At 56.4% G+C, this 21475-nt stretch carries 18 protein-coding genes, 1 tRNA gene and 1 pseudogene; 10 read left to right on the plus strand and 10 right to left on the minus strand.

From position 1 onward, the window contains the following. Nucleotides 1-145: 145 nt before the first annotated feature. Nucleotides 146-3103, plus strand: coding sequence for a heparin/heparin-sulfate lyase HepB (gene hepB, locus BM252_RS10980; protein ID WP_139236412.1), 2958 nt, complete (start codon nucleotides 146-148; stop codon nucleotides 3101-3103). Nucleotides 3104-3169: 66 nt separating this feature from the next. Here the strand turns inward: hepB and BM252_RS10985 are convergent, their stop codons facing one another. Further along, nucleotides 3170-4144 (minus strand): LysR family transcriptional regulator, encoded by a 975-nt coding sequence (locus BM252_RS10985; RefSeq protein ID WP_093387458.1) that lies wholly within the window; start codon nucleotides 4142-4144, stop codon nucleotides 3170-3172. 102 nt (nucleotides 4145-4246) lie between these two features. On the opposite strand from BM252_RS10985, the gene BM252_RS10990 reads away from it, so the two are divergent. Then, entirely contained in the window at nucleotides 4247-4474 is a 228-nt protein-coding gene (locus BM252_RS10990) for a hypothetical protein (RefSeq protein WP_139236413.1), read from the plus strand. Nucleotides 4475-4509: 35 nt separating this feature from the next. Here BM252_RS10990 and BM252_RS10995 read toward each other — a convergent pair whose 3' ends face one another. The 3 genes and pseudogenes from BM252_RS10995 to BM252_RS11005 form a co-directional block, all read right to left on the minus strand. After that, nucleotides 4510-4923, minus strand: a complete 414-nt coding sequence (locus tag BM252_RS10995) for a type II toxin-antitoxin system HicB family antitoxin (protein ID WP_093387724.1) — start codon at nucleotides 4921-4923, stop codon at nucleotides 4510-4512. A gap of 62 nt (nucleotides 4924-4985) precedes the next feature. Further along, nucleotides 4986-5171, minus strand: a complete 186-nt coding sequence (locus BM252_RS11000) for a type II toxin-antitoxin system HicA family toxin (protein WP_093387461.1) — start codon at nucleotides 5169-5171, stop codon at nucleotides 4986-4988. 353 nt (nucleotides 5172-5524) lie between these two features. Beyond that, nucleotides 5525-6723 (minus strand): annotated as a pseudogene (locus BM252_RS11005) (MFS transporter). A 94-nt stretch (nucleotides 6724-6817) separates the two neighbouring features. On the opposite strand from BM252_RS11005, the gene BM252_RS11010 reads away from it, so the two are divergent. Beyond that, on the plus strand, nucleotides 6818-7969 hold the full coding sequence (locus tag BM252_RS11010) for an acyltransferase family protein (RefSeq protein ID WP_093387462.1): 1152 nt from the start codon (nucleotides 6818-6820) through the stop codon (nucleotides 7967-7969). Here the strand turns inward: BM252_RS11010 and BM252_RS11015 are convergent. Further along, nucleotides 7944-8726, minus strand: a complete 783-nt coding sequence (locus BM252_RS11015; RefSeq protein WP_093387464.1) for a flagellar brake protein — start codon at nucleotides 8724-8726, stop codon at nucleotides 7944-7946. The two genes, BM252_RS11010 and BM252_RS11015, sit on opposite strands and share 26 nt — an antisense overlap. Nucleotides 8727-9029: 303 nt before the next feature. Here BM252_RS11015 and udk (BM252_RS11020) point away from each other — a divergent pair, with 303 nt between their 5' ends. From udk (BM252_RS11020) to BM252_RS11040, 5 genes are all read left to right on the plus strand, one after another. Then, entirely contained in the window at nucleotides 9030-9671 is a 642-nt protein-coding gene (gene udk, locus BM252_RS11020; protein WP_093387465.1) for a uridine kinase, read from the plus strand. A gap of 373 nt (nucleotides 9672-10044) precedes the next feature. Further along, nucleotides 10045-10782 (plus strand): class I SAM-dependent methyltransferase, encoded by a 738-nt coding sequence (locus BM252_RS11025; protein WP_217429903.1) that lies wholly within the window; start codon nucleotides 10045-10047, stop codon nucleotides 10780-10782. A 606-nt stretch (nucleotides 10783-11388) separates the two neighbouring features. Then, nucleotides 11389-11571, plus strand: coding sequence for a type II toxin-antitoxin system HicA family toxin (locus tag BM252_RS11030; RefSeq protein ID WP_093387468.1), 183 nt, complete (start codon nucleotides 11389-11391; stop codon nucleotides 11569-11571). A gap of 172 nt (nucleotides 11572-11743) precedes the next feature. Then, nucleotides 11744-12166: a type II toxin-antitoxin system HicB family antitoxin gene (locus BM252_RS11035; RefSeq protein ID WP_093387470.1), complete on the plus strand. Its 423-nt coding sequence runs from the start codon at nucleotides 11744-11746 to the stop codon at nucleotides 12164-12166. 29 nt (nucleotides 12167-12195) lie between these two features. Next, a complete protein-coding gene (locus BM252_RS11040) occupies nucleotides 12196-13065 on the plus strand; it encodes a toll/interleukin-1 receptor domain-containing protein (RefSeq protein ID WP_093387471.1) in 870 nt (289 codons plus the stop codon). 469 nt (nucleotides 13066-13534) lie between these two features. Here BM252_RS11040 and BM252_RS11045 read toward each other — a convergent pair whose 3' ends face one another. The 3 genes from BM252_RS11045 to BM252_RS11055 are packed head-to-tail and all read right to left on the minus strand — an operon-like array spanning nucleotide 13535 to nucleotide 16932. Then, nucleotides 13535-15691, minus strand: coding sequence for a DEAD/DEAH box helicase (locus tag BM252_RS11045; protein WP_093387725.1), 2157 nt, complete (start codon nucleotides 15689-15691; stop codon nucleotides 13535-13537). Further along, complete coding sequence (locus BM252_RS11050) at nucleotides 15691-16557, minus strand: HamA C-terminal domain-containing protein (RefSeq protein WP_093387473.1); 867 nt, start codon at nucleotides 16555-16557, stop codon at nucleotides 15691-15693. Before BM252_RS11050 ends, BM252_RS11045 begins: the two co-directional genes overlap by 1 nt. Nucleotides 16558-16599: 42 nt before the next feature. Beyond that, nucleotides 16600-16932, minus strand: a complete 333-nt coding sequence (locus tag BM252_RS11055) for a DCL family protein (protein ID WP_093387474.1) — start codon at nucleotides 16930-16932, stop codon at nucleotides 16600-16602. 699 nt (nucleotides 16933-17631) lie between these two features. Here BM252_RS11055 and udk (BM252_RS11060) point away from each other — a divergent pair. Continuing rightward, nucleotides 17632-18057, plus strand: a complete 426-nt coding sequence (gene udk / locus BM252_RS11060; RefSeq protein WP_281249349.1) for a uridine kinase — start codon at nucleotides 17632-17634, stop codon at nucleotides 18055-18057. A 293-nt stretch (nucleotides 18058-18350) separates the two neighbouring features. Here the strand turns inward: udk (BM252_RS11060) and BM252_RS11065 are convergent. Both BM252_RS11065 and acs read right to left on the minus strand, forming a co-directional pair. Next, nucleotides 18351-18441 (minus strand) — tRNA-Ser (locus BM252_RS11065). Between the two features lie 92 nt (nucleotides 18442-18533). Further along, nucleotides 18534-20534: an acetate--CoA ligase gene (gene acs, locus BM252_RS11070; protein WP_093387476.1), complete on the minus strand. Its 2001-nt coding sequence runs from the start codon at nucleotides 20532-20534 to the stop codon at nucleotides 18534-18536. A 299-nt stretch (nucleotides 20535-20833) separates the two neighbouring features. On the opposite strand from acs, the gene BM252_RS11075 reads away from it, so the two are divergent. Beyond that, entirely contained in the window at nucleotides 20834-21442 is a 609-nt protein-coding gene (locus BM252_RS11075; protein ID WP_093387477.1) for a YqhA family protein, read from the plus strand. The last annotated feature ends 33 nt before the right edge of the window (nucleotides 21443-21475 follow it).

Here is a 21475-nt window from a genome sequence, read left to right on the forward strand (position 1 = left end):
AAAGAAAAATTTTCCCAAGTGCAATTACCTCATTGATATGCAAAAATAGCATTTATTTTCTATTTACTCACCGCCAGCTGGGATCCGCCCATACGTTGTGCTGTATTGCGCGTCGCTCCAGGCATATCAAGAAAGCCAATCAAATATGAACAGTCGTACCGTGCGCGCCGCAATGCCCGCATTTGCCTCGCTGGTCGTGCTGCTTGCCAGTCCGTCAACCCAGGCAGGAACCCAGACAGTCTCCTTTACTACCGAGAAAATTTTTGAGGCGGAACACGGTGATATTGCCAACCGTTGGGAAACACAGACGGATGCCACAGAACCCAACACCCGCTATGTGGTGGTGCCAACTGGCCCCGTGCCCTCGGTCCCCGATGCCGTGGCCGAACTGTCCTATACCGTCCAGGCCGACGTGGCGGCAAATTACGTGCTGTGGATGCGGGTGCTGGCACCGAACAGCTATTCCGACTCCCTGTATTGGACGAACGACGAGCGGAATAATTCCATCTTTTGGTTCAACGACAGCTACAACAAATGGGTCTGGGTCATGGTGTCGAAAAGCCTGCCCTTGAGCGCCGGCCCGCACACGCTCAAGGTGAAGTACCACAACGCTGGAATGCGGATAGACCGTATTCTGCTGACCAAGCGCGGCTACTTTAAACCAACAGGAATCGGCGAGGACCCGACGGTGTACAACTCCATGCCGCCGAGCAGCTACAACGTCGCGCTGCCCCAGCCGCCGCTGAACGAACACCCACGGTTGTTGCTGCGCGCCGGCGACCTGCAGGATATCCGCAACCGCGAGGCCGAAGCGGCGCTGCGGGCCAACGACCGTAGTCCCGAGTATCAAGCGATGAACGCGGCATGGGGCCGGCTGCGAGCCTTCGCGAAAAACAACCCGAGCGGCACGCTGCCCCCGCCCCCAAAACCGGGCGATCCCGCCGACGCAAAGAAAGAGCTGGCGAAATACTGCGGCCTGGCCGCCGAGACTGTCCGCGCCAAGGCGCTACTCCATCTGATCGACAGCGACGAGCAAAGCGGCCGGCACGCCATCAGCCTCATGGAAGGCTACTTCGACACCTGTAAAATCGACAACACGCGCGCCATCGGCGAAACGATCTGGCTGAGCGCCATCGTCTACGACTGGTGCTATTGGTTGATGAATACGGACCAGCGCACCGCCTACATCGAGAGATTCGTCGCGCTCGCCTCGAAGATGGAAATCGGTTTCCCGCCGGTCAATCAAAGCGCCGTGACCGGCCACAGCAGCGAAGCACAATTGCTACGCGACCAGCTCAGCGCCGGCATCGCCTTCTATGACGAAACCACGGCGGTCTACCAGCTCGCCGCCGGCCGCATCCTGCAGGAATTCATCGCCCCGCGCGAGCTCGTCTACAAATCGCACAGCCACCACCAGGGCGACTCCTACGGTCCCTATCGCTATACCTGGGACGTGTACGCCGCATGGATATTCCAGCGTATGGGCGCCGGCAACGTCTTCCCGTCGACTCAGCAGTACACGCCCTATCAATGGCTCTACACTCGCCGCCCCGATGGCCAGTTGATGCGCGACGGCGACTCCTACCAAGGCGGCTACAACGCCTTCAACACCTACTGGAACCAGATCGGCACCTACATGCTGACCGCTAGCTACTACGACGAGCCCTACCTGAAAGATGAATTTGTGCGGCAGCTCGCCCTCGCCGCGCAATCGCCGACGCCCGACGCCCGCCATCCCTACGATGACTTGTCGATGGTCGTGCTGAACAAGCCGCAATTGGCCAACACCGACACGAAAACACTACCGCTGAGTCGCTACTTCGCCGAACCGGCCGGCCAGATGGTGGCCAGGACGGGCTGGAGCGAAGGCGTGCAAATGCAATCGCCCGCCGTGGTGGCAACGATGAAGGTGGGAGGTTACTATTTCGCCAACCACCAACACCTCGACGCCGGCCATTTCCAGCTCTACTACAAGGGCAACCTGGCGATCGACTCCGGCCTGTATGAGGGCGTTCTGGGAACCACTTCGCAGAGCTATGGCAGCGCGCATGACAGCAACTACCACAAGCGCACCGTTGCCCACAATGCGATGTTGGTCTACAAGGACGGCGAAAAATTCATCAACACCGCGTCGAACGACGGCGGCCAGCGCTTCGTCCTGGCCGAGCCGGCCACATTGACGGCACTGAAGGACGACAAAAACGGCTACCGCGTCGCCAACGTGCTCAAGCACGAAATCGGCCCGGACAATTCGACGCCCGACTACTCTTACCTGAAGGGTGACATCGCGCCGGCCTACTCCGACAAGATCAGCAATTACACCCGCTCGTTCGTGTTCCTGAACCTGAAGAACAACGCCCATCCGGCCGCCCTGCTGGTACTCGACAAGGTCAAATCCAGCAACAAGGATTTCAAGAAGACCTGGCTGCTGCACAGCGTGCAAGAGCCCGCTCTGGACAGCCAGACGGCCACCATCAAGCGGGATACAGACGGCTACAACGGCAAGCTGATTAACCGCACCCTGCTGCCGCTTGAGGCGACGCTCACCAAGGTGGGTGGCAAGGACCAGGAATACAGCGTCTACGACGGATCAACGGGACGCTACGTCAACTATCCAATCTCGTTGATGGACCACAAGGGTCTGAAATTCAGCGAAGAGCCGGGCGCATGGCGAGTCGAGGTGTCACCCAAGGAGGCCGCCGAGGCGGACGTGTTCTTCAACGTGATGCAGGTAATGGACGCCGACAGCGCCCTGCCGCCGCTGGCCACCGACGCCGTCGTGTCGGCATCGATGCACGGCGTAAAGATCGACAACCGCGTGGTGCTGTTCGCCAAGGACGACGCCGATCTCAGCGGCACGGCCAGCTTCGAGCTAGCCACCGCCGATACGCTGCGGGTGTTGGTAACCGACCTGAGCCAAGGCTACTGGAGCGTCAGCCGCAACGGCGCCCCCGCAACAGTCGAGTACGAAGTGGGCGCCGAAGACGGCACGATGTACTTTGTCGCCGCCGGCGCCGGCAGCTACACCCTGCGCCAAGCGTCCAAGCGGACCCTGCCGGCGCCTCCCGTCCTGACCAGCCTGCCGCTGCCTGCGCCGAAGTAAGCTAGCGCAACAGGAGCGCCCCTTGGCGCGCCTGCGGGCGGTGCTGGAACTTGGCGCGCAACCAGGCTATTCCGGTGGACTAGCCTTGCGGACCTCGTCGTCGCGCTGGCCGGCCACTCCGCTGGCCGGTTCATTGTCGACCGTCAACGGCTCGGCCAGGCGCTCCTTCAGGAACGCGATGAACAACTTGCTCCGGGCCGGCAGATGCCGCGTGTCGGTGATCACGTGCACCTCCACCGACTCGGCCTGCCATTCCGGCAGCACCCGCAGCAGGCGCCCCGCCGCCACCTCTTGCCGGGCCAGGCGCGGGTCCAGCACGGCGATGCACAAATCGTTGGCCGCCATCGTCAGCGCCATCGCCGCGCCGTTGGTCACGAAGCGCGACTCCTGCATCACCACCACCGTCTCGCCGCCGCGCCGCAGGCTGTGCCGGGCGGAAAACTGCCCGCCCGACGTCGGCCGGCCGCACAGCGCGTGCCCGGCCAGGTCGTCGGGATGGTCCAGGGCCGGCGCCTGCCGCAGATAGCCGGGCGAGGCGTACAGATAACGCGGCAGCGCGGCGACCTTGCGCGCCACCAGCGACGACGGCGAGGTCGGCGGCGCGCCCAGGCGGATCGCCAGGTCGTAGGGGTCGGCCTGCAGGTCCACCGCCCTCGGCGTGCAGTCCAGGTCGAACTTGATCAGCGGATAGGCGCGGGAGAATTCGCCCAGGATGGGCGCCAGATAGCCGACCGCGAAGCTGGCGGTCATCGACACGCGCAAGGTGCCGATGGCCCGCTCCGACACGTCGCGCAGCGACTCGTGCGCGCACAAGGCCTCCTCGACGATGCCCTGGCAGCGCTTGAAATACACCTCGCCCGCCTCGGTCAGCTCGACCTTGCGGGTCGAGCGGTGCAACAGGCGCAGGCCGATGGTGCTCTCCAGCTCGGCGATGTTGCGCGACAGCGTGGAGTTGGACATGTCCAGCGCCTCGGCCGCGCCGCGAAAACTCTTGCGTTTGGCGACCTCGACGAACAGCCGCATATAGTTCAACACGTCCACTTTATTGCTCCATTTTTGGGATGCTTAATTCGATTATACGCATTTATCCCATCAGTGAAACAGTGCAAAATGCAGGCTTATGCATTCAACAAGGGAGTCGCCATGAGCACGTTCTTCGGGAAAAAATCCAGCAATGAGGTTCGGTTCGCCGCCCCGCGTGGCATGGCAACGGCCGCCGCCAGCGTGCGCCCGGCACCGCCCTGCCGGCCGGCGGCGGTGGACATGGCCTTCATCGGCGATGGCGCTGTGGATGGAGAGGTGGCCGCCGGCGGATCGGCCGGCTTCACGGCCGAGCTCGTGAAGTTGCTGGCGAACTTGGCACGTTTTTAAACTCGGGGGAATGGCGGCGAACGCGCCCAAACGGTCTAACTGGCTGCCATCACCAGATGCTTGCCCAAGGCGTTGAGCGCCTGCTCCACTTTGTCGATTTTGGTCGGGTGCGCCAAGTCAAACAAGCGCTGCACGTCCTGCAGTTTGGCGCCCAGCAAGCGGGCCAGATCGGTCGGGCGCTTCTGTTGCGCCAGCATTTCGTTCAGTAGAAGCACCTTGGCCCACATGCTGGCGGGCAGGTCGACATGATACTCCCCCTCGGCGATATCACCGGGCAAGGGCACGGGGCGGCCGTCCTCAAAATAGAAGTCCATCGATGTGATCAACGCGTCCTTGGCCATCGCCAGCGCGGCCTCCGCGCTGGGGCCGCTGGTCAGTGCTTCGGGAATGGCAGGGACGGAGGCGAACCAGCCCTCGCCATCTTGCTCGATCTTCACGGGGTAGCGCATACCAATCCTTATGCTACTAAGCAAGGGGATAAGGGACCGACTGGCTGAAACGGCCGCCGGAGTCACTTCCCCGTTTTCAATCCTAACTGTTGCAAGACTGCCTGCCTTAAACGCTCGCCAATTTCGTGGCTCGGATGTCTGGGCATGACGGTTTGCTTGCCATTCAGATAGACCTTCAGATGATTGGTGCCGTCCTTGAAGGTCGCACCTTGCTCTCCAAGCCATCGCCTGAACTCGCTCTGCTTCACGGAGTCTCTCCGTAACCGAACCGAGAATTCATAATAGGCATTTTCGCATACCTTTTCAACTTGGCGCCGTCAAAACCTCAAGTCAACGCCCGCAAGTGGGTCCAACTGGACAAATGCTTGGCAGACCGCATCCTCGAGCTCGTATTTATTCCTAAAAACAGGTTCATTTCTCGTGATTCCACATCCATCGGCTGCCGGCCGGAGCGGAACGCCCCGTTCTCTGGGCCGCTAAGCACATGCTAAGGGAATCGGTAGCGCCGAGCGCCAACCAAAATCAAACTCGACAATGCTATGCCCGCTTTTCAACAAAGTCGTGCGATGGGCGCTACGGCTTTGACGCGAACGCGACGTACTCAAGCGTCCAGCCCCTTCTGCACCCGCCACGACAACGGCAGCGTGAACAGCAGAATCGCCGCCAGGCTGATCAACGCGGCGGGAACGCCGGCCACGTCCCCCAGCCGGCCGAACAGCACCGGCGCCAGCGCCCCGCCGCCGATGGTGCAGGTGTAGAAGCGCGCGAAGGCCTGCTCGCGCCGGCCAGTTCCGGCACCACCCCGTACAGCACCGAGGAGGTGCCGTTCAACGCCAGCCCCAGCAAGGGCAGCATGGCCATCATGCCGGCCAGCGGCAGGAACACCGCCAGCAGGATCAGCAGCGCGGTGGCGGACTCGGTGATCCACACCGTCTTCATCATGCCGATGCGCGCGCCGAGATAGCCGCACAACAACTTGCCGAACGCGCCGCCGACGAACAACAGCGACAGGGCCAAGCCGATGCCGGCGCTGCCGGCGCCCTTGCTTTGCAGCAGAAACGGCAGGAAGGTGAGAAAGCCCATGCGCACCGCGGTGTCCAGCGTGCCGGTGGCCAGCAGCGCGTAGAACCCGCCCGCCGAGCCGCTGCCGCCGACGGTCTTGGCGGACGCCACCTTGGCCGAGCTCGCTTCAAGCCGCGTCGGCAGCAGCCACCACAGCAGACCGGCCGCCGCCAGGCCGAGCAGGCCCATCAACGTGACACTGGCCTGCCAGCTGACCACCACCAGCAACAGGCCGACCAGGCCGGGGATCAGCGTCTTGCCGATGTCGCCGGCGAAGTTGTACTGCGACAGCGCCTGCTTGACGCCGCCGCCGGCCTCGTGGGTGTCGGCGACGATGGAGGACGCCAGCGGGTGCTGGGTGCTGGCGCCCAGCCCGCCCAGCACCAGCGCGAACAGCAACACCGGCAGGCCGCCGGCCAGGCCGGCGACCAGGTAGGCGGCGCCGGCCAGCGCCGTGCCGCCCACCAGCATGCGCTCGCGGCCCCAGCGCTTGGCCAGGCGGCTCGCCAGCAGCTGGAAGCCGGCCATCGTCCCCGCATACGCGCCGCGCAACAGGCCCACCAGCGCGTAGCTGAGGGAAAACTGCGCCTGCCAGATCGGCAGCAGCACGTAGATGAGGTCGGTCAGGCCGTCGTGTACGGCGTGGGCGCCGCAGGCGGCGAGCAGGGAGCGGCTGCGCACGTTGCCGTCCGGGCTGGCCGAATCGGCGGGAATGGCTGCGGTGTTCAGATCGCTCATTGTTCGGTGCGCGGAAAACGAAATATGATGAACTTGCTACTATATGCCTGCCCCGCACACCACAGCAACCTTAACAATTCAAGAAACACAACGCATGATCCAGAAAAATGAACTCGTCCGAGCCAAAGGCTTGGACACCCTGCGCGCCATCGCCATCGCTTTGGTGTTGATGACGCATTACACCGGCTTCGTCAGTGGCAGTCCCACCTTCGGCTTTGTAGGCCGCGTCGGCTGGGCCGGGGTGGATCTGTTCTTTGTGCTGAGCGGGTATTTGATCGGCAATCAAATACTGTCGGCGATCGCGCGCCAGGAGGATTTTTCGCTCAAGGTCTTCTTCGCCAAGCGCCTGCTGCGCACGCTGCCGAACTACTACGTCGTGCTGGCCGCGTACTTCCTCTTGCCGGACTTGCTCAAGGGATCGAGCACCGCGCCGCTGTGGCGCTTCCTCACCTTCACGCAGAATTTCGGCCTGGAGTATGGGCAAACGTTCAGCCATTCCTGGTCGCTGTGCATCGAGGAGCAGTTTTACCTGGTGCTTCCCTTGGCGGTGCTGGCGGTGGCCAGTTGCAGGAACGCGCTGCGGGTCGGCTGGACCGTCATCGTCGGCGCCATCCTCGTCGGCATGGCGGCGCGCGGGATGGCTTGGGTGGCGGATGGCCACGACGCCTTCGCGGCGGAGACGTATTACTCCACCCTGGGCCGCTTCGACGAGTTGCTGCCGGGTGTGGCCATCGCCATGCTGAAGAATTTTCACGGCGCGCTGTATGAAAAAATCCTGCGCAAGGGGAACCTGTTGTTGGTCGTGGGCTTGGCCGCCGTCATCGCCACGCTGTATTGCGTGAACCAGGGTTTCCCCGACACCATGCTGTCGACCACGCTGGGGTTTTCTTTGCTGGCCATGAGCTACGCCTTGTTGCTCATGGCCGCGCTCAGTCCCAGTTCGATCCTGAGCCGCGTGGGCGTGCCTGGCGCCACCAGCCTGGCGATGTGGTCGTATGCGGTCTACCTGATGCACAAGCCGATCTTCATGCTCGCCGCGCCGCATTTGCGCCGGATGAATGTCGATACGGGTGCGCCGTTGACGGTGCTGCTGGTGTTTGCCGCCGGCATATTCGGCGGCTGGCTGCTGTTCCGGTGTGTGGAGACGCCGTTCATGCGGCTGCGCGCGCGCTGGTATCCATCCAAGCAAGCAAGCGAAAGCGAATGCGGCTCAGTGCTTTTCACCGCTGCCGCGAGGCATTGTTGACCTTATCCATCAGGCTCTTGATCTGGCTTTCGGTCTCCGGCGTCATATTGCAGAACTGGCAGCCGATATGGGTCTGTTCGCCCGCCAGGAAGGAACGGAAGGCGCGCGTGAAGCGGATTTCCAGTTCGGTGACGACGACGGTTTCCGTTTCCTTTTCTTCCAGTACCAGCCGCACATCCGGCAGTTTGCGGCCCTTGAGCAAGCCCTTCGCCTCGCCCTTGGTGCAGTGCAGGCCGAGCCCGCCCAGCGAGCAATCGTAGATGGACCACTCGTGAGGGCTGCCGTGCAGCTCAAACGTGGCCGTGAAAGTGGTGCCCAGCGGCGTTTCCAAGCGCTCGTTGGCACGCCGGTCCAGTACCGCGCAGGTTGCCGGGAATACCATCGGGATCAGCTGCGGCTTGTCGGGAAGCGAGTCCCAATCCAGCTTGGACAGGCGAAATTGCAGCTTGGCGGTGCGCAGCACGGTGACAAAGGTGATCCTGCCGGACGGCAGGCTTGTACCTTCGTTTAATTCCATCACGAAGTGCGGTTGTTCGGGATCGACCGAGAGTATGCGTCCAAGCACCGGCTCGCGGGTGCCGGAAACGTACATCGAGATCGCGTCACCGTTGGCGGCCAGCAGGGTCAGCGTGTCGCCGATCTCGTCTTCGCTCGTCATTTCATGCGAGCTGGCCGAGGCCGGGATGGGCGCTATCGCATCTTGTGGCCGTGGCGGTCCTTTACGGATCGGGACGGCATGGGACTCGTTGGGCAGCATATCGTTCACTCATGATAGGTGCTACTGCAGACAGGGTTTGGGTCTATTTATAAGTTAATCATAGGTTGTTATTTTCCTTGCGGCAACCTATTTTTTATAATTTGAAAAATAGTACTTCGCCACGAGCGCTAACGCTCATTGGGCAACTCACCGTTCTTCCTGCATCCCGAGATTGCACGATCGCCCTAAGGCGAATGCTACCGGTCATCGGACGCTGAAGGGCAGCTTAGATCTGAGCTAGTACGCTTCATTTGGGATCAGCCGCTCCCTGTCAGTTCGCTCGCGCTTCCGGTATCATTCGGCATGAATACGATTTCTTTCCAACCGTTTATTATTGGCGTCGCAGGCGGTAGCGGCAGTGGCAAGTCCACTGTGTCCCAGAAGGTGCTCGCCGCGTTTGGCGCAGATATGGTCTCGGTCGTGATGCAGGACGATTACTACTGCGACCAAACCCATCTCCCCCCCGAAGTCCGCCCGCAGCAGAATTACGACCATCCGCAGGCTTTCGAATGGTCGCTGCTGGTGCAGCACATCCAAGCCTTGCGCAACGGCGAATCGATCGAGATGCCGGAGTACGACTTCACGCTCCACAACCGCTCCAACCGGACCATTCCGGTCAAGCCGGCCCCGGTGATCGTGATCGAGGGCTTGTTTGCTTTGTATGACGCGGACTTGTGCGACATGATGTCGCTGAAGATCTATGTCGATACCGCTTCCGACATCCGCTTCATCCGCCGTATGCAAAGGGATATTACCGAACGCGGCCGCTCGGTCGAAAGCGTCGTCGACCAGTATCTGGAAACAGTACGCCCGATGCACAAGCAATTCATCGAGCCGACCAAGCGCAACGCCGATATCATTATTCCGCATGGCGCCAATGGCCCGGCGGTCGATATGATCACCACCAAGGTGGCGAGCGTTATCGACCAGTTGAAGCGGGGCTGAGTTTATCGGATGAGGTGATGCCTAGGTAGGTGAAGAGAAAATGCCACATAGGGCACGCTACGAAATCGATACTTAGCTGCCCAACTCCTGTTCAAGATGTCGCTCAAGCCTTGGCTCGCCCGCAAGCAGTTTTCTTAGGGCAGCCTGGACGCGAGAACAGGGTGATATCTGGGCTAAACAAGCAAGGGAATGTTGGCATGGCATCCTGCCCGCATTCAAAAGGGCATCCAATGCTCAAATAGCTGACGCCAGTTTCAACATTGGTAAGATATAATCGGCACGGCGCATGCTCCCCGTGGAGAAAGCCGCGTCTCGAGCACGCCAAGGTATGAAACGTGCTCGCCAAACACTCTCTGTTTTGTGAGGTCGTCCTGTGGTAAGCCCCGTCCGCGATCATTACGAAAAGCTCCTTGGCCCAGTTTATTCTTGGATGGTCGGTGACATCGACGCGGCGATGAGCCGGGCAGATGCTGAGCTTGAAGCCATCGGTATACCCGCCAACGGTACCGGTATCGCCGTCGATCTTGGCGCTGGCTTCGGAATGCATTCCGTACCGCTGGCTCGACGCGGATACCAGGTGACAGCCGTGGATACTTACGAGCCACTATTGAGCGAATTGGAGGCCCACGCCGGCTCCCTCCCGATCCGCACGGTTAACGCCAATCTGTTGGAGTTCAAGAGTCACGTCCCGCAACCCGCCGCGGTAATTCTTTGCATGGGGGATACGCTCACGCATTTGCCGGATACCGCATCCGTCGAAGCTTTGTTCAAGGCCATCTCGGCTACGTTGGTCCCCGGTGGTCTGTTCGCAGTCACGTTCCGCGACTATGCGTCAGCTGCCTTAAAAGGTGATGGGCGATTTATTTTGGTGCGTAGCGATGAGAATCGGATTCTTACGTGCTTTCTTGAATACGGTGAGACGAGGGTGCAAGTCCACGATGTGTTGCACGAGCGGGATGGAGGTCAGTGGCACCTTCGACTCAGCAACTATCCAAAGTTGCGCCTATCGCCAGAGTGGGTCGTGACCGCCCTGGCGTCCCTTGGCTTCAATGTCCGTCGTGAGCCAGGACTCGGTGGAATGGTTCGCGTTATTGCACAGCAAATGCATTGACGACCAATGCCCGCCTTAGCGTGCTAAAAACTCCCTTTATTGAGGTGACCCCTCGTTCGCCGTGATGCCATACCGGACTAAGTCGCCCAGATACGCCGTATTGAACTGCATTTGTGAATGGGTTTCAAAAAACGCGTGAATTTGGGTTTTGCGCGCATTTTGACGACGCGACCGGCGTCCGATTCGATTTCACTGTCCGCTCCCGCGATAGCGCCTGCTGCGGCCGAGTGCGCTGCCTTTTCCTCTAGACGCCTTTTCTGGACCCGCCGCTCGACGACGCAGCCCGGGCCATGGTGTCGCTTGCCCGGGCGCAGCCGGGGGCCGGGGGCCGGGGGCCGTCCGGCCGGACGCAAGGCAAGGCCCTGCGCCTGCAGAACGAGCGCTGAAAGCGCCTTGCTTCTCTCCGCCAAGGCTACAACGCAAAAAGCCACCCGAGGGTGGCTGCTGTGCCGGCACGATCTTACACGTGAGGCTGCAAGTGGTTGCCCAACAGCACTAGCCTCAGTTTTAGCCTTGACGATCGGCCTGCAAAAAATATTTCTACACACTTCTACACAGTCGCGTTCTCGTGTGTACAATTACACACAGCGACACTCGGGGAGGAAGATGAACTCAAGCAAATTAATCCGAATGCTGGAAGACGATGGCTGGCAGCAAGTACGAATCAAGGGCAGCCACCATCACTTCAAACACGCTGAAAAGCCCGGTCTAGTTACGGTGCCTCACCCTAAAAAAGACCTGCCAATCGGAACGTGGAACAGCATACTGAAGGACGCAGGAATTAAGTAAAACTCCACCGGTATCAGACAAGATGCCGGGGACTTAGAGTTCTGAGCAATTAGCCGAATGTGCAAGTCGTAAGTGGAAAATCGTGAAATCGTGAAATCGTGAAGTCGTGAATCCTCGGAGTTATTTGTGTTTATGACCTGGAAAGAGAAAACCGGTCATAGGAAAGGCCAGAATGGACATCCCAGTAGTAATTTTTAAAGATGAAGGTAGTGTGTACGGTGTAAACGTACCAAACATTAAAGGCGTCCACTCGTGGGGCGACACCGTAGAAGATGCTCTGAAGAACGTGCGAGAGGCAATCACCAGCCACATTGAGACGTTATTGGAGCTGGGCGAACCTGTTGAAATCGCACAAAACAAGATCGAAGCGCTCCAAGAGAATCCTGATCATAAGGGCGGGATTTGGGCATTGGTCGAAGTCGACCTTGACAAACTTGATAGTAAGCCAGAACGTATCAACATCAGCCTGCCACGCTTTGTTCTCAGTAAAATTGATCGGTATGCAGACGCACGCCATGAAACGCGCAGCGGCCTGCTGTCGCGTGCCGCATTACAGTTGATTGATGCAGAGTCGAAGTCCCTCGAATTCGAATAGATATCCCTACTCTCGAACTGAACGCTTTTATGCCACCGAAAGCTTTAATATCATATTCTTGGGACTCTGAAGAACATAAAGACTGGGTCAGGGAATTGGCCGAACGACTACGCATGAACGGTGTAGACATCAGGCTTGACCAGTGGCATGTAGCTCCCGGGCAGAGCCTGACCCAGTTTATGGAAGTCGAAATTACTACATGCGACTTCGTGTTGATTATTTGCACGAAAAACTACTACATCAAGTCTCTCAATCGACGGGGTGGTGTAGGCTACGAGCAGCAGATAATTTCCGGCCATTTAGCCGCCGGACAGCCGCGAGAAAAATTCATTCCGATAGTGCGCCAGGGCAGTTTCGAACCTGGCGACGACTGTGCAGTCCCTCCTCATTTCGCCGGGATTTTCGCTGTTGATATGCGTGAAGGGGTGGAATTCGCTCATTCACAAGATCAAGTTCTACGCACCATCTTTAAGACCCCGCTACATGCCCCGCCAACCATCGGGCAACCACCCGAATGGGGTGCGGACGTGATGGACGACGTCGAGGAAATCCGCCTTGCCACGTTGGACTTGGATGGTTGGGAACTTCAAAGTGGTCTAGCGCAGAATCACAGAACTCCTGAAACGTTCTATATGCCAGGAGAAAAAGAACGCCGTGCTTTGGACGAAGGTGACGTCGTAAAGTTGGTCTTCGAAATCGCAATTCCGCCAGATAGAGATGACCCCGAATCGCCGGAGACGTTTGGCGAGCGCATGTGGGTGATCGTAAAACGGCGTGTAGGCCCTTACTACGTTGGCGAGCTAAACAACATTCCCGTTACGTCGGACGAACAGGAAAATCTAGCTCTAGGAGGCGAAGTGGTCTTCCTTCCAGAACATGTGATCGACATACATGACTGACCGCGCCATCAACGAGTCGACGATTTACCTGGTCAAGAGGGCAGAATGAGGTAGGCATGTCGAATCTGTCGTTGGAGGACATCAAACAACTTGCCTCCACATTCCATATTTTGGTTGCTAGCTATTCGTAGGAATCCAGCTTTCCGGGATACTATCGCGGCACTCTCCTATAAGGTTAGCAAGTTGAGACTCCGAAGTTGATGAACGCTACGCCATCGCGGCAATGCTTATATTCTAGGACTTTCACCATTTGGATCGACGGACTTTACTAAACTCGCAGCAGCTTGCTCATGGTAATCGCGAACGCCAAGCGCTCACTTTCGCTTTCGGTAATGACTGTATAGGTCGCCTTTCCATCGCTGAATCCGAACCCGTCCGCATAATCGGTCGTATTCACGAGACCCCCTAATGCGACCACGAAAGATTTTCTATCGCGCGCAAATATCACGCGCTTATCGGTACAGTATCATCATGGCGCAACTTTACTTCCACCAATCAAGCCATCCTTAAAATCTTCCAGAAGACGTCTCTCAAAAATACCTTTAGCAAATTTTTCTAAAGAAGTATTTTGCAAGGCCTTTATTACAACATCAAGTTTGTCGGCTTTATCAAATACTCGTGACGCTACTAATTGAGAAGATAGTTCGAATGGCAAGCCAAATTCCTCAAGAGAGGAAAAAGTTGTGGGTTGGAATAGATGCTCAATCGAAGCCGCAAACGAAACATAATTACAACCTTTCATTCCCCGTAGTAGAAGTATCACATCTGATATATCGCTAACAGCCATCAAGTACTTCGGATAACTAAAAGAAGCCCAACTTCGAAGAAAGGCAAGTACATTTTCAACTGCATCATCGGGAGACTTGCCTGCTTCAATCTGCTTCGCAATCATTTTAGTCCTAAATTTAGGAACACTTCGACTCTTATATAATTCCCAAATCCAATATGTCATCATACTTGCAGAATGAACGCCCCCATGTTTCGCCGCACTTGCTCCATTCAACTGATTCCAAATAATATTAGAAGTAGCCTTAATATTCTCGTACTGGGGATGTGACGACCAGGACAACTCAGAAATATCAGAGGAGTTCATCGATATGATATGGTTCGCTGCATTTAGGACAAACTCCGGTTCGATGCTAGAGAGCTTTTTCAGCAAATCCACAGGAATTAAACTTTGCTCAAGAATTGGCCTAATACGTCCCTGAAGTAGAGGAGAAAGTAGTTCATGTTCAATCTGCAACAATAAGCTATTAGGGGTCGTTTCAGTAGGATTAAAGACCGGAATATCAACAAAAGGCAATTCCGGCTCCGGTGGCGCATCAAATACAAATACATGTCCAATAAAATGACGAAACATTCGTCCAGAACGCCCTCGAATATTATTAAAAGTAAAAAAATCTAACGCCCTATTGTTTAGTTTACTATCAAAAATAACTACATTTTTAGCCGCCGTGTTAACTCCTTCGATTAATGTCGAAGTACATAAAAGCAACTTTAACTTACCCTCTTCAAAAGCCCTTATCATAAATCGTCCCAATGACCGAGGAAGACGACCATGATGAATACCGATTCCGTGCATAAGGGCAACTGAAACCAACCATTCCTCGTGATAATTTTCCGCTGTCCACTCTGCTGCCTCAACTAATTCAATATCATCTGTAATGGGAATTGATCTGTTTTCCAAATAGGCTTTGAGGACTTTCCTCGTACTTGCAGGGGATTGGCAATAAACCAACGTCTGACCATCCAGTTGATCTAGCAAGGCTGCAAAGGCCAGATCCTTATTAGGTTTTTTCGAAATAGTATGGAGTTCGATAGCAACAGTTTGAAATTTCTCCACCACAAAAACGCAATTTGTTCTGGATTTTACTATATCTGGAATCGACCCAATTGCCGGGCCAAGTAGATAAAACTGAGCGCCAGTACTTACCAGCCGTAGAAATGCCTGATTTAATTGTGTCGCTCGCCCTCCATCATTCTGAATAGATAATTTATAAAATTCATCTATAACAAAGAAATTTGGAATTGGAATTTCAGACTGAGAGGATAAATATCGCTCCTGAGTGAAGACGAAAATATTTCGCTCCCCAATTTTTTGATTGGATGTCGTAATAATGCTGTGGGTGGTAGCAAAGCGAGCCATCCTCCTGCGGGTTTCTTCAACTAACGCTAACGTAGGAACGATCAAAATCACGTTATCATAATCATTTGAAGAGATCGCCAAATCAATAAGTAAACTTTTCCCAAAAGAAGTAGGGGCACTCAAAATTACAGACATACCTTCTAGGAGCAAATTTAAAACCCGTGATTGAGCCGAATGCAGTACAAAGTCTGCCATCTCGCCATCTGCACGATTGCTAGCATGCGCAAGTGCCCCCCGAAGCGATAACTTTTCAAGATTATTCACATATGGATGTAAACCAACCTGAATTGCCAATTCATCTAATATATGCTGATGATCCGAGTTTAATTCGTTTCGACGATCTAACACTCTTATTACGAGCTCCCGCCCTATATCGGAATCCTTGTAACAAAATTTTGACACGGTGGATAGTATAGAAAAAGCATCCATCGGAAATGAAGCTGTAACAATTTCTTGGCGCAGATCATCTAAGACGTCCATTATTGTAACGCTTTCAATCGTTTATCTAACGTAGAGATTAGTGCTTTTTTATCCGCCAAAGGTATCAAAATCACATGAATGGTTATCGGAAGATCAACGCCATAGGCCGCTTTATATGAAGTTCCCAAGTCAGTGCGCAATTTAAGATATGCTTTTTCAATTTCTAATTTTACCTCTTGCAAATATTTTATATCAGTTTTTGAATTCCCTGCTACTGCTTTACTTTCGTATGTTAGCAAAACTGGAATGCATACTTTTTTAAAAACTGTGTCCAGTGACACGTTAGGATTTAAAAGGGATCGCAACTCCTTTTCTTCCGGCCAACTTGAATCTATTTTGTTCTGTATGAGCAAAAACTCGTTCTTTAAATAATCAACTCGAAGATGATCTACAATTTCTTTGCATACGTCTGTTATTGCTCGAGATACAGCAGTGTAAAATTTTGTCTCGCCAATCCATAGCTCCAACCCTGCTGTTCCTCTCACCACATGAACTGCATCAAATCCTTTAACAGTTTCATTTACTGCACTTTTGTAGTAAATCTTACTTACAGCAGGAATAGTTTCAAAGACTTGGCGAATAGCAATGTGCAAAAAAAGCTCACCGAACTCTCCACGGTTTCCATATTTTCCAGTTTGATATACTAGGCGAGCCGCCTTTTTTGTCATTCGTATTGCATTGCTGTGACTTATGCTAGTTAATTCACTATAAGTTAAAGCAAACTCCGGGAGCCACTCCATCGCATGATCAGCAAGCTGGTCGTTTCTCCAAATGCCAGATTCGTATCCAGCACACAACGCAACATCCTGCCCAGTACTTTTATTTTCATGAAAAATTACATTAAAGAAATTGTCTGGTTGGTTCATATTATTACTCTGAGGCTTCTTCGATTAATTAAGACAGCGAATTTATCGGGATGTTGCACTCTTAACTGCCGCGATGTAGCTAAAATCCACCGATGAGCCGTCAATACGAAATACCCAAAATCCATCTGTAGGCCATCCCAATACAGAATTATTTAAACGTTTTATGTACTGAATACCATCGCCGATCTTCGAGGATTCGTCGGCCGCGCGTGCCTCATCGTACACCGTCAAAAGTGCGGTGAGATCATCTATGTCATCGGGGCGGTCCACTATGTCGCCGTTTTTGTAACGATGAAGTAAATCCTTGAAGTGAGAGAGCGCGGCTGTTTGGGTCGCCCAGTGTCGGCCGTTTTTGAGGGTTACTGTCTTCGCCATGGCATTTCCAAGGTAATTAACTGTAGATTAAGTGTACTATTTATTTATAGTCAGCAACCATCTTCAATAGTAAATTTCTGTCTTATCTTGAAATTTTCGATCTCAGGGAAGTCTTCAGGACAGGCTGAGTGCGAAACTTATCTTTCTCGTGCCGTGAAGACAGAGCACACTAAAACGCGGTAGCGGCGCCTTAAAGCAAAACTACGTTGAGCACGTTGCGACTGCATAGTCAGCTCGCGCAATACGCCAGCATTTTCAGACCGAAGCGCCTTGATGAAAATTGTGTTTTTGCCAAATGACTGATATGTACTAACTCTTGCCCTGACATGAACTGTCAGATGAGCTAGCGTTCTTATGCTCCGCTACCGGCCAAAGCAGCAGCTCCCTGGCCATCATTGGGCAGGCATCACAGAACTGCCGCATGCGTCACTTCGGAACCGCCGGTCCCTGTCAGTTCGCTCGCGCTTCCGGTATCATTCGGCATGAATACGATTTCTTTCTAACCGTTTATTATTGGCGTCGCAGGCGGTAGCGGCAGTGGCAAGTCCACTGTGTCCCAGAAGGTGCTCGCCGCGTTTGGCGCAGATATGGTCTCGGTCGTGATGCAGGACGATTACTACTGCGACCAAACCCATCTCCCCCCCCGAAGTCCGCCCGCAGCAGAATTACGACCATCCGCAGGCTTTCGAATGGTCGCTGCTGGTCCAGCACATCCAAGCCTTGCGCAACGGCGAATCGATCGAGATGCCGGAGTACGACTTCACGCTCCACAACCGCTCCAACCGGACCATTCCGGTCAAGCCGGCCCCGGTGATCGTGATCGAGGGCCTGTTCGCCTTGTATGACGCGGACTTGTGCGACATGATGTCGCTGAAGATCTATGTCGACACCGCTTCCGACATCCGCTTCATCCGCCGTATGCAAAGGGATATTACCGAACGCGGCCGCTCGGTGGAAAGCGTCGTCGACCAGTATCTGGAAACAGTACGCCCGATGCACAAGCAATTCATCGAGCCGACCAAGCGCAACGCCGATATCATTATCCCGCATGGCGCGAATGGCCCGGCTGTCGATATGATTACTACCAAGGTGGCGAGCGTTATCGACCAGTTGAAGCGGGGCTGAGTTTGTTCGGTGAGGTGAGACCCCAGGCGGGGTCAGATACCGACATTGGGACACGGGCTCATGCGTTCGGGGGCGTGGGCGGCGCTGCTGAGAACCTAGTTAGAACCACGAACGCGCGCCCACGGCGCGCGGGGCTGCCGCGCAGCGGCAGCAGTCGGCCGATTCGGAGAGGCTCGCCCCTGCAGGGGCGAGGCCTTCGAATCCCCCGCGCAAGCCCCGCAGGGGGCTTGCTTCTCTCCGCCAAGGCTACAACGCAAAAAGCCACCCGAGGGTGGCTTTTGCTTTTGTATCCTTGGCGGAGAGAGGGGGATTCGAACCCCCGATAGGCTATGAACCTATACACGCTTTCCAGGCGTGCGACTTCAACCACTCATCCACCTCTCCTGCATTTCTTTCTCCTCTTCCGAGGAGCGCGAATTATAGCAAGGATTCCGAGGAGTACCAACTCTTTTTGCCTTCCCCCTCGTTTCCCTACATTAGGACGCTTCTTTGAGCTGCTCCAAAATCGCTGGATTCTCTAAAGTGGAAATATCCTGCGTGATGGTCTCGCCTTTGGCCAGTACGCGCAGCAGGCGGCGCATGATCTTGCCGGAACGGGTCTTGGGCAGGTTGTCGCCAAAACGGATCTCTTTGGGCTTGGCGATCGGGCCAATCTCTTTGGCGACCCAGTTGCGCAACTCCAAGGCCAAGCGCTTGGCTTCGTCGCCGGTCGGCCGCGCTTGCTTGAGCACGACGAAGGCGCAGATCGATTCGCCGGTGGTGTCGTCGGGCTTGCCGACCACGGCGGCTTCGGCCACCAGCGGGTTGGCCACCAGCGCCGATTCGATCTCCATCGTGCCCATGCGGTGGCCGGACACGTTCAACACGTCGTCGATGCGGCCGGTGATGGTGAAGTAGCCGGTCTCTTTGTTGCGGATGGCGCCGTCGCCTGCCAGGTACATCTTGCCGCCCAGCTCTTCTGGGAAGTAGCTGGACTTGAAGCGCTCGGGATTGTTCCAAATGGTGCGGATCATCGACGGCCATGGACGCTTGACGACCAGAATGCCGCCCTGCCCGTTCGGTACGTCGTGGCCGACTTCGTCGACGATGGCGGCCATGATGCCCGGCAGCGGCAGCGTGCAGGAACCCGGCACCATCGGCGTGGCGCCCGGCAGCGGGGTGATCATGTGGCCGCCCGTCTCGGTCTGCCAGAAGGTGTCGACGATCGGGCACAGTTCGCGGCCGATGTTTTTGTAGTACCACATCCAGGCTTCGGGATTGATCGGCTCGCCAACCGTGCCCAACAGGCGCAGCGTGGACAGGTCGTAGTTCTTCGGATGCACGGCCGGGTCGACGTCGGAGGCTTTGATCAGCGAGCGGATCGCCGTCGGCGCGGTGTAGAAGATGCTGACCTTGTGCTTGGCGATGGTGTCCCAGAAGCGGCCGGCGTTGGGGAAGGTGGGGATGCCTTCGAATACCACCTGGGTGGCGCCGACGGCGGTCGGGCCGTAGCAGATGTAGCTGTGGCCGGTCACCCAGCCGATGTCGGCGGTGCACCAGAACACGTCGTTGGGCTTGATGTCGAAGCTCCACTTCATGGTCAGCGCGGCCCACAGCAGGTAGCCGCCGCTGGAGTGCTGCACGCCCTTCGGTGTGCCGGTCGAGCCGGAGGTGTAGAGGATGAACAGCGGGTGCTCGGCGTCGACCCATTCCGGCTCGCACACGGCGGACTGTTTTTCCACCAGCTCGTGCAGCCAGATGTCGCGGCCTTCCTGCATGGCGATGTTGCCGCCGGTGCGTTTGTAGACGATGACGTCCTTGATGGTGTCGCAGCCGCCCAGCGCCAGCGCTTCGTCGACGATGACTTTCAGGGGCAGGTGCTTGCCGCCGCGCATTTGCTCGTCGGCGGTGATGACGGCGACGGCACCGGCGTCGATGATGCGCTCCTGCAGCGACTTGGCGGAGAAGCCGCCGAACACCACGGAGTGGGTGGCGCCGATACGGGCGCAGGCCTGCATGGCGGCCACGCCTTCAACCGACATCGACATGTAGATGATGACCCGGTCGCCCTTCTTGATGCCGCGTTCCTTCAGGCCGTTGGCGAACTTGCAGACCTTTTCGTGCAACTGCTTGTAGCTGACGTGGACCGACTCGCCGCCGTCGGCTTCGAAGATGATGGCGGTCTTGTCGGCGTTGCCGTTTTCCAGGTTGCGGTCCAGGCAGTTGTAGGAGACGTTCAGGTGGCCGTCTTCGAACCATTTGTAGAACGGCGCGTTGTCTTCGTTGAGGGTGCGGGTGAAGGGCTTCTGCCAGACCAGGTTCTCGCGCGCCAGACGCGCCCAGAAGCCTTCGTAGTCGGCTTCGGCCTCGGCCTGCAGCGCCGCGTAGGCGGCCATGCCGGAGATGGTGGCCTGGGCGGCGAAGGCGGCCGACGGCTCGAACACGCGCGATTCTTGTGGACCTTGCTGCTGGGTTCCTTGATTTGCTGTAGCGGTCATGCTTATCTCCATTTGTAGTAATCGTTTGCCAACAACATTAGACTTGGTCGCTTACTGCCTCCTTACAGGCGCCACTCGGGACGAATTCGCGGGGAATTTCGCCGGCCGGCGTGCGCTTTTGGTTGGACGGGCAATTTGATCTTTTATGCAATTTTACAGAGTTTTCCGCCATCGCTGTCGCCACCCCGCCGATTGTCGCACCGGCCGCCAATCTATGCGGGCGGCAAGACGATTGCCGGATTGCCCGTGTAAAATGTCGGCAGTCGTTTGACGCCATCCTTTTCCGGAGATACACCTCAATGTCTGACCCGCAACACAAACCAGCCCCCAAGTTACGCCCGCTGCCCGCCTTCATCTTCATGTCGCGCTGGCTCCAGCTGCCGCTGTACCTGGGCCTGATTCTGGCGCAGTGCGTGTATGTGTTCCATTTCTGGGTCGAGTTGAAGGACCTGATCGGCGCGGCGCTCGGCAACGAGGCGGCGCTGGCGCACATCTTCCAGGCCATCGCCGTGCCCAACGCCGTGGTGCCGACCAAACTCAACGAGACCACCATCATGCTGGTCGTGCTCGGCCTGATCGACGTGGTGATGATCTCCAACCTGCTGATCATGGTCATCATCGGCGGCTACGAAACCTTCGTCTCGCGCATGCACCTCGACACCCATCCGGACCAGCCCGAGTGGCTGTCGCACGTCAACGCCTCGGTGCTGAAGACCAAGCTGGCCATGGCCATCGTCGGCATCTCCTCGATCCACCTGCTGAAGACCTTCATCAACGCCGCCTTCTACGACGCCAAGACGCTGATCGCGCAGACTGCGATCCACGTCGTGTTCCTGCTGTCGGCGCTGGCCATCGCCTACACCGACCGCATCACCACCGGCACGCAGAACGAGTCGCAAAACCATTAACGCCTTCCCCTTAGCCACTCCCTCAACCGCGAG

This window comes from Rugamonas rubra, assembly GCF_900114705.1.
Classification (GTDB): Bacteria; Pseudomonadota; Gammaproteobacteria; order Burkholderiales; family Burkholderiaceae_D; genus Rugamonas; species Rugamonas rubra.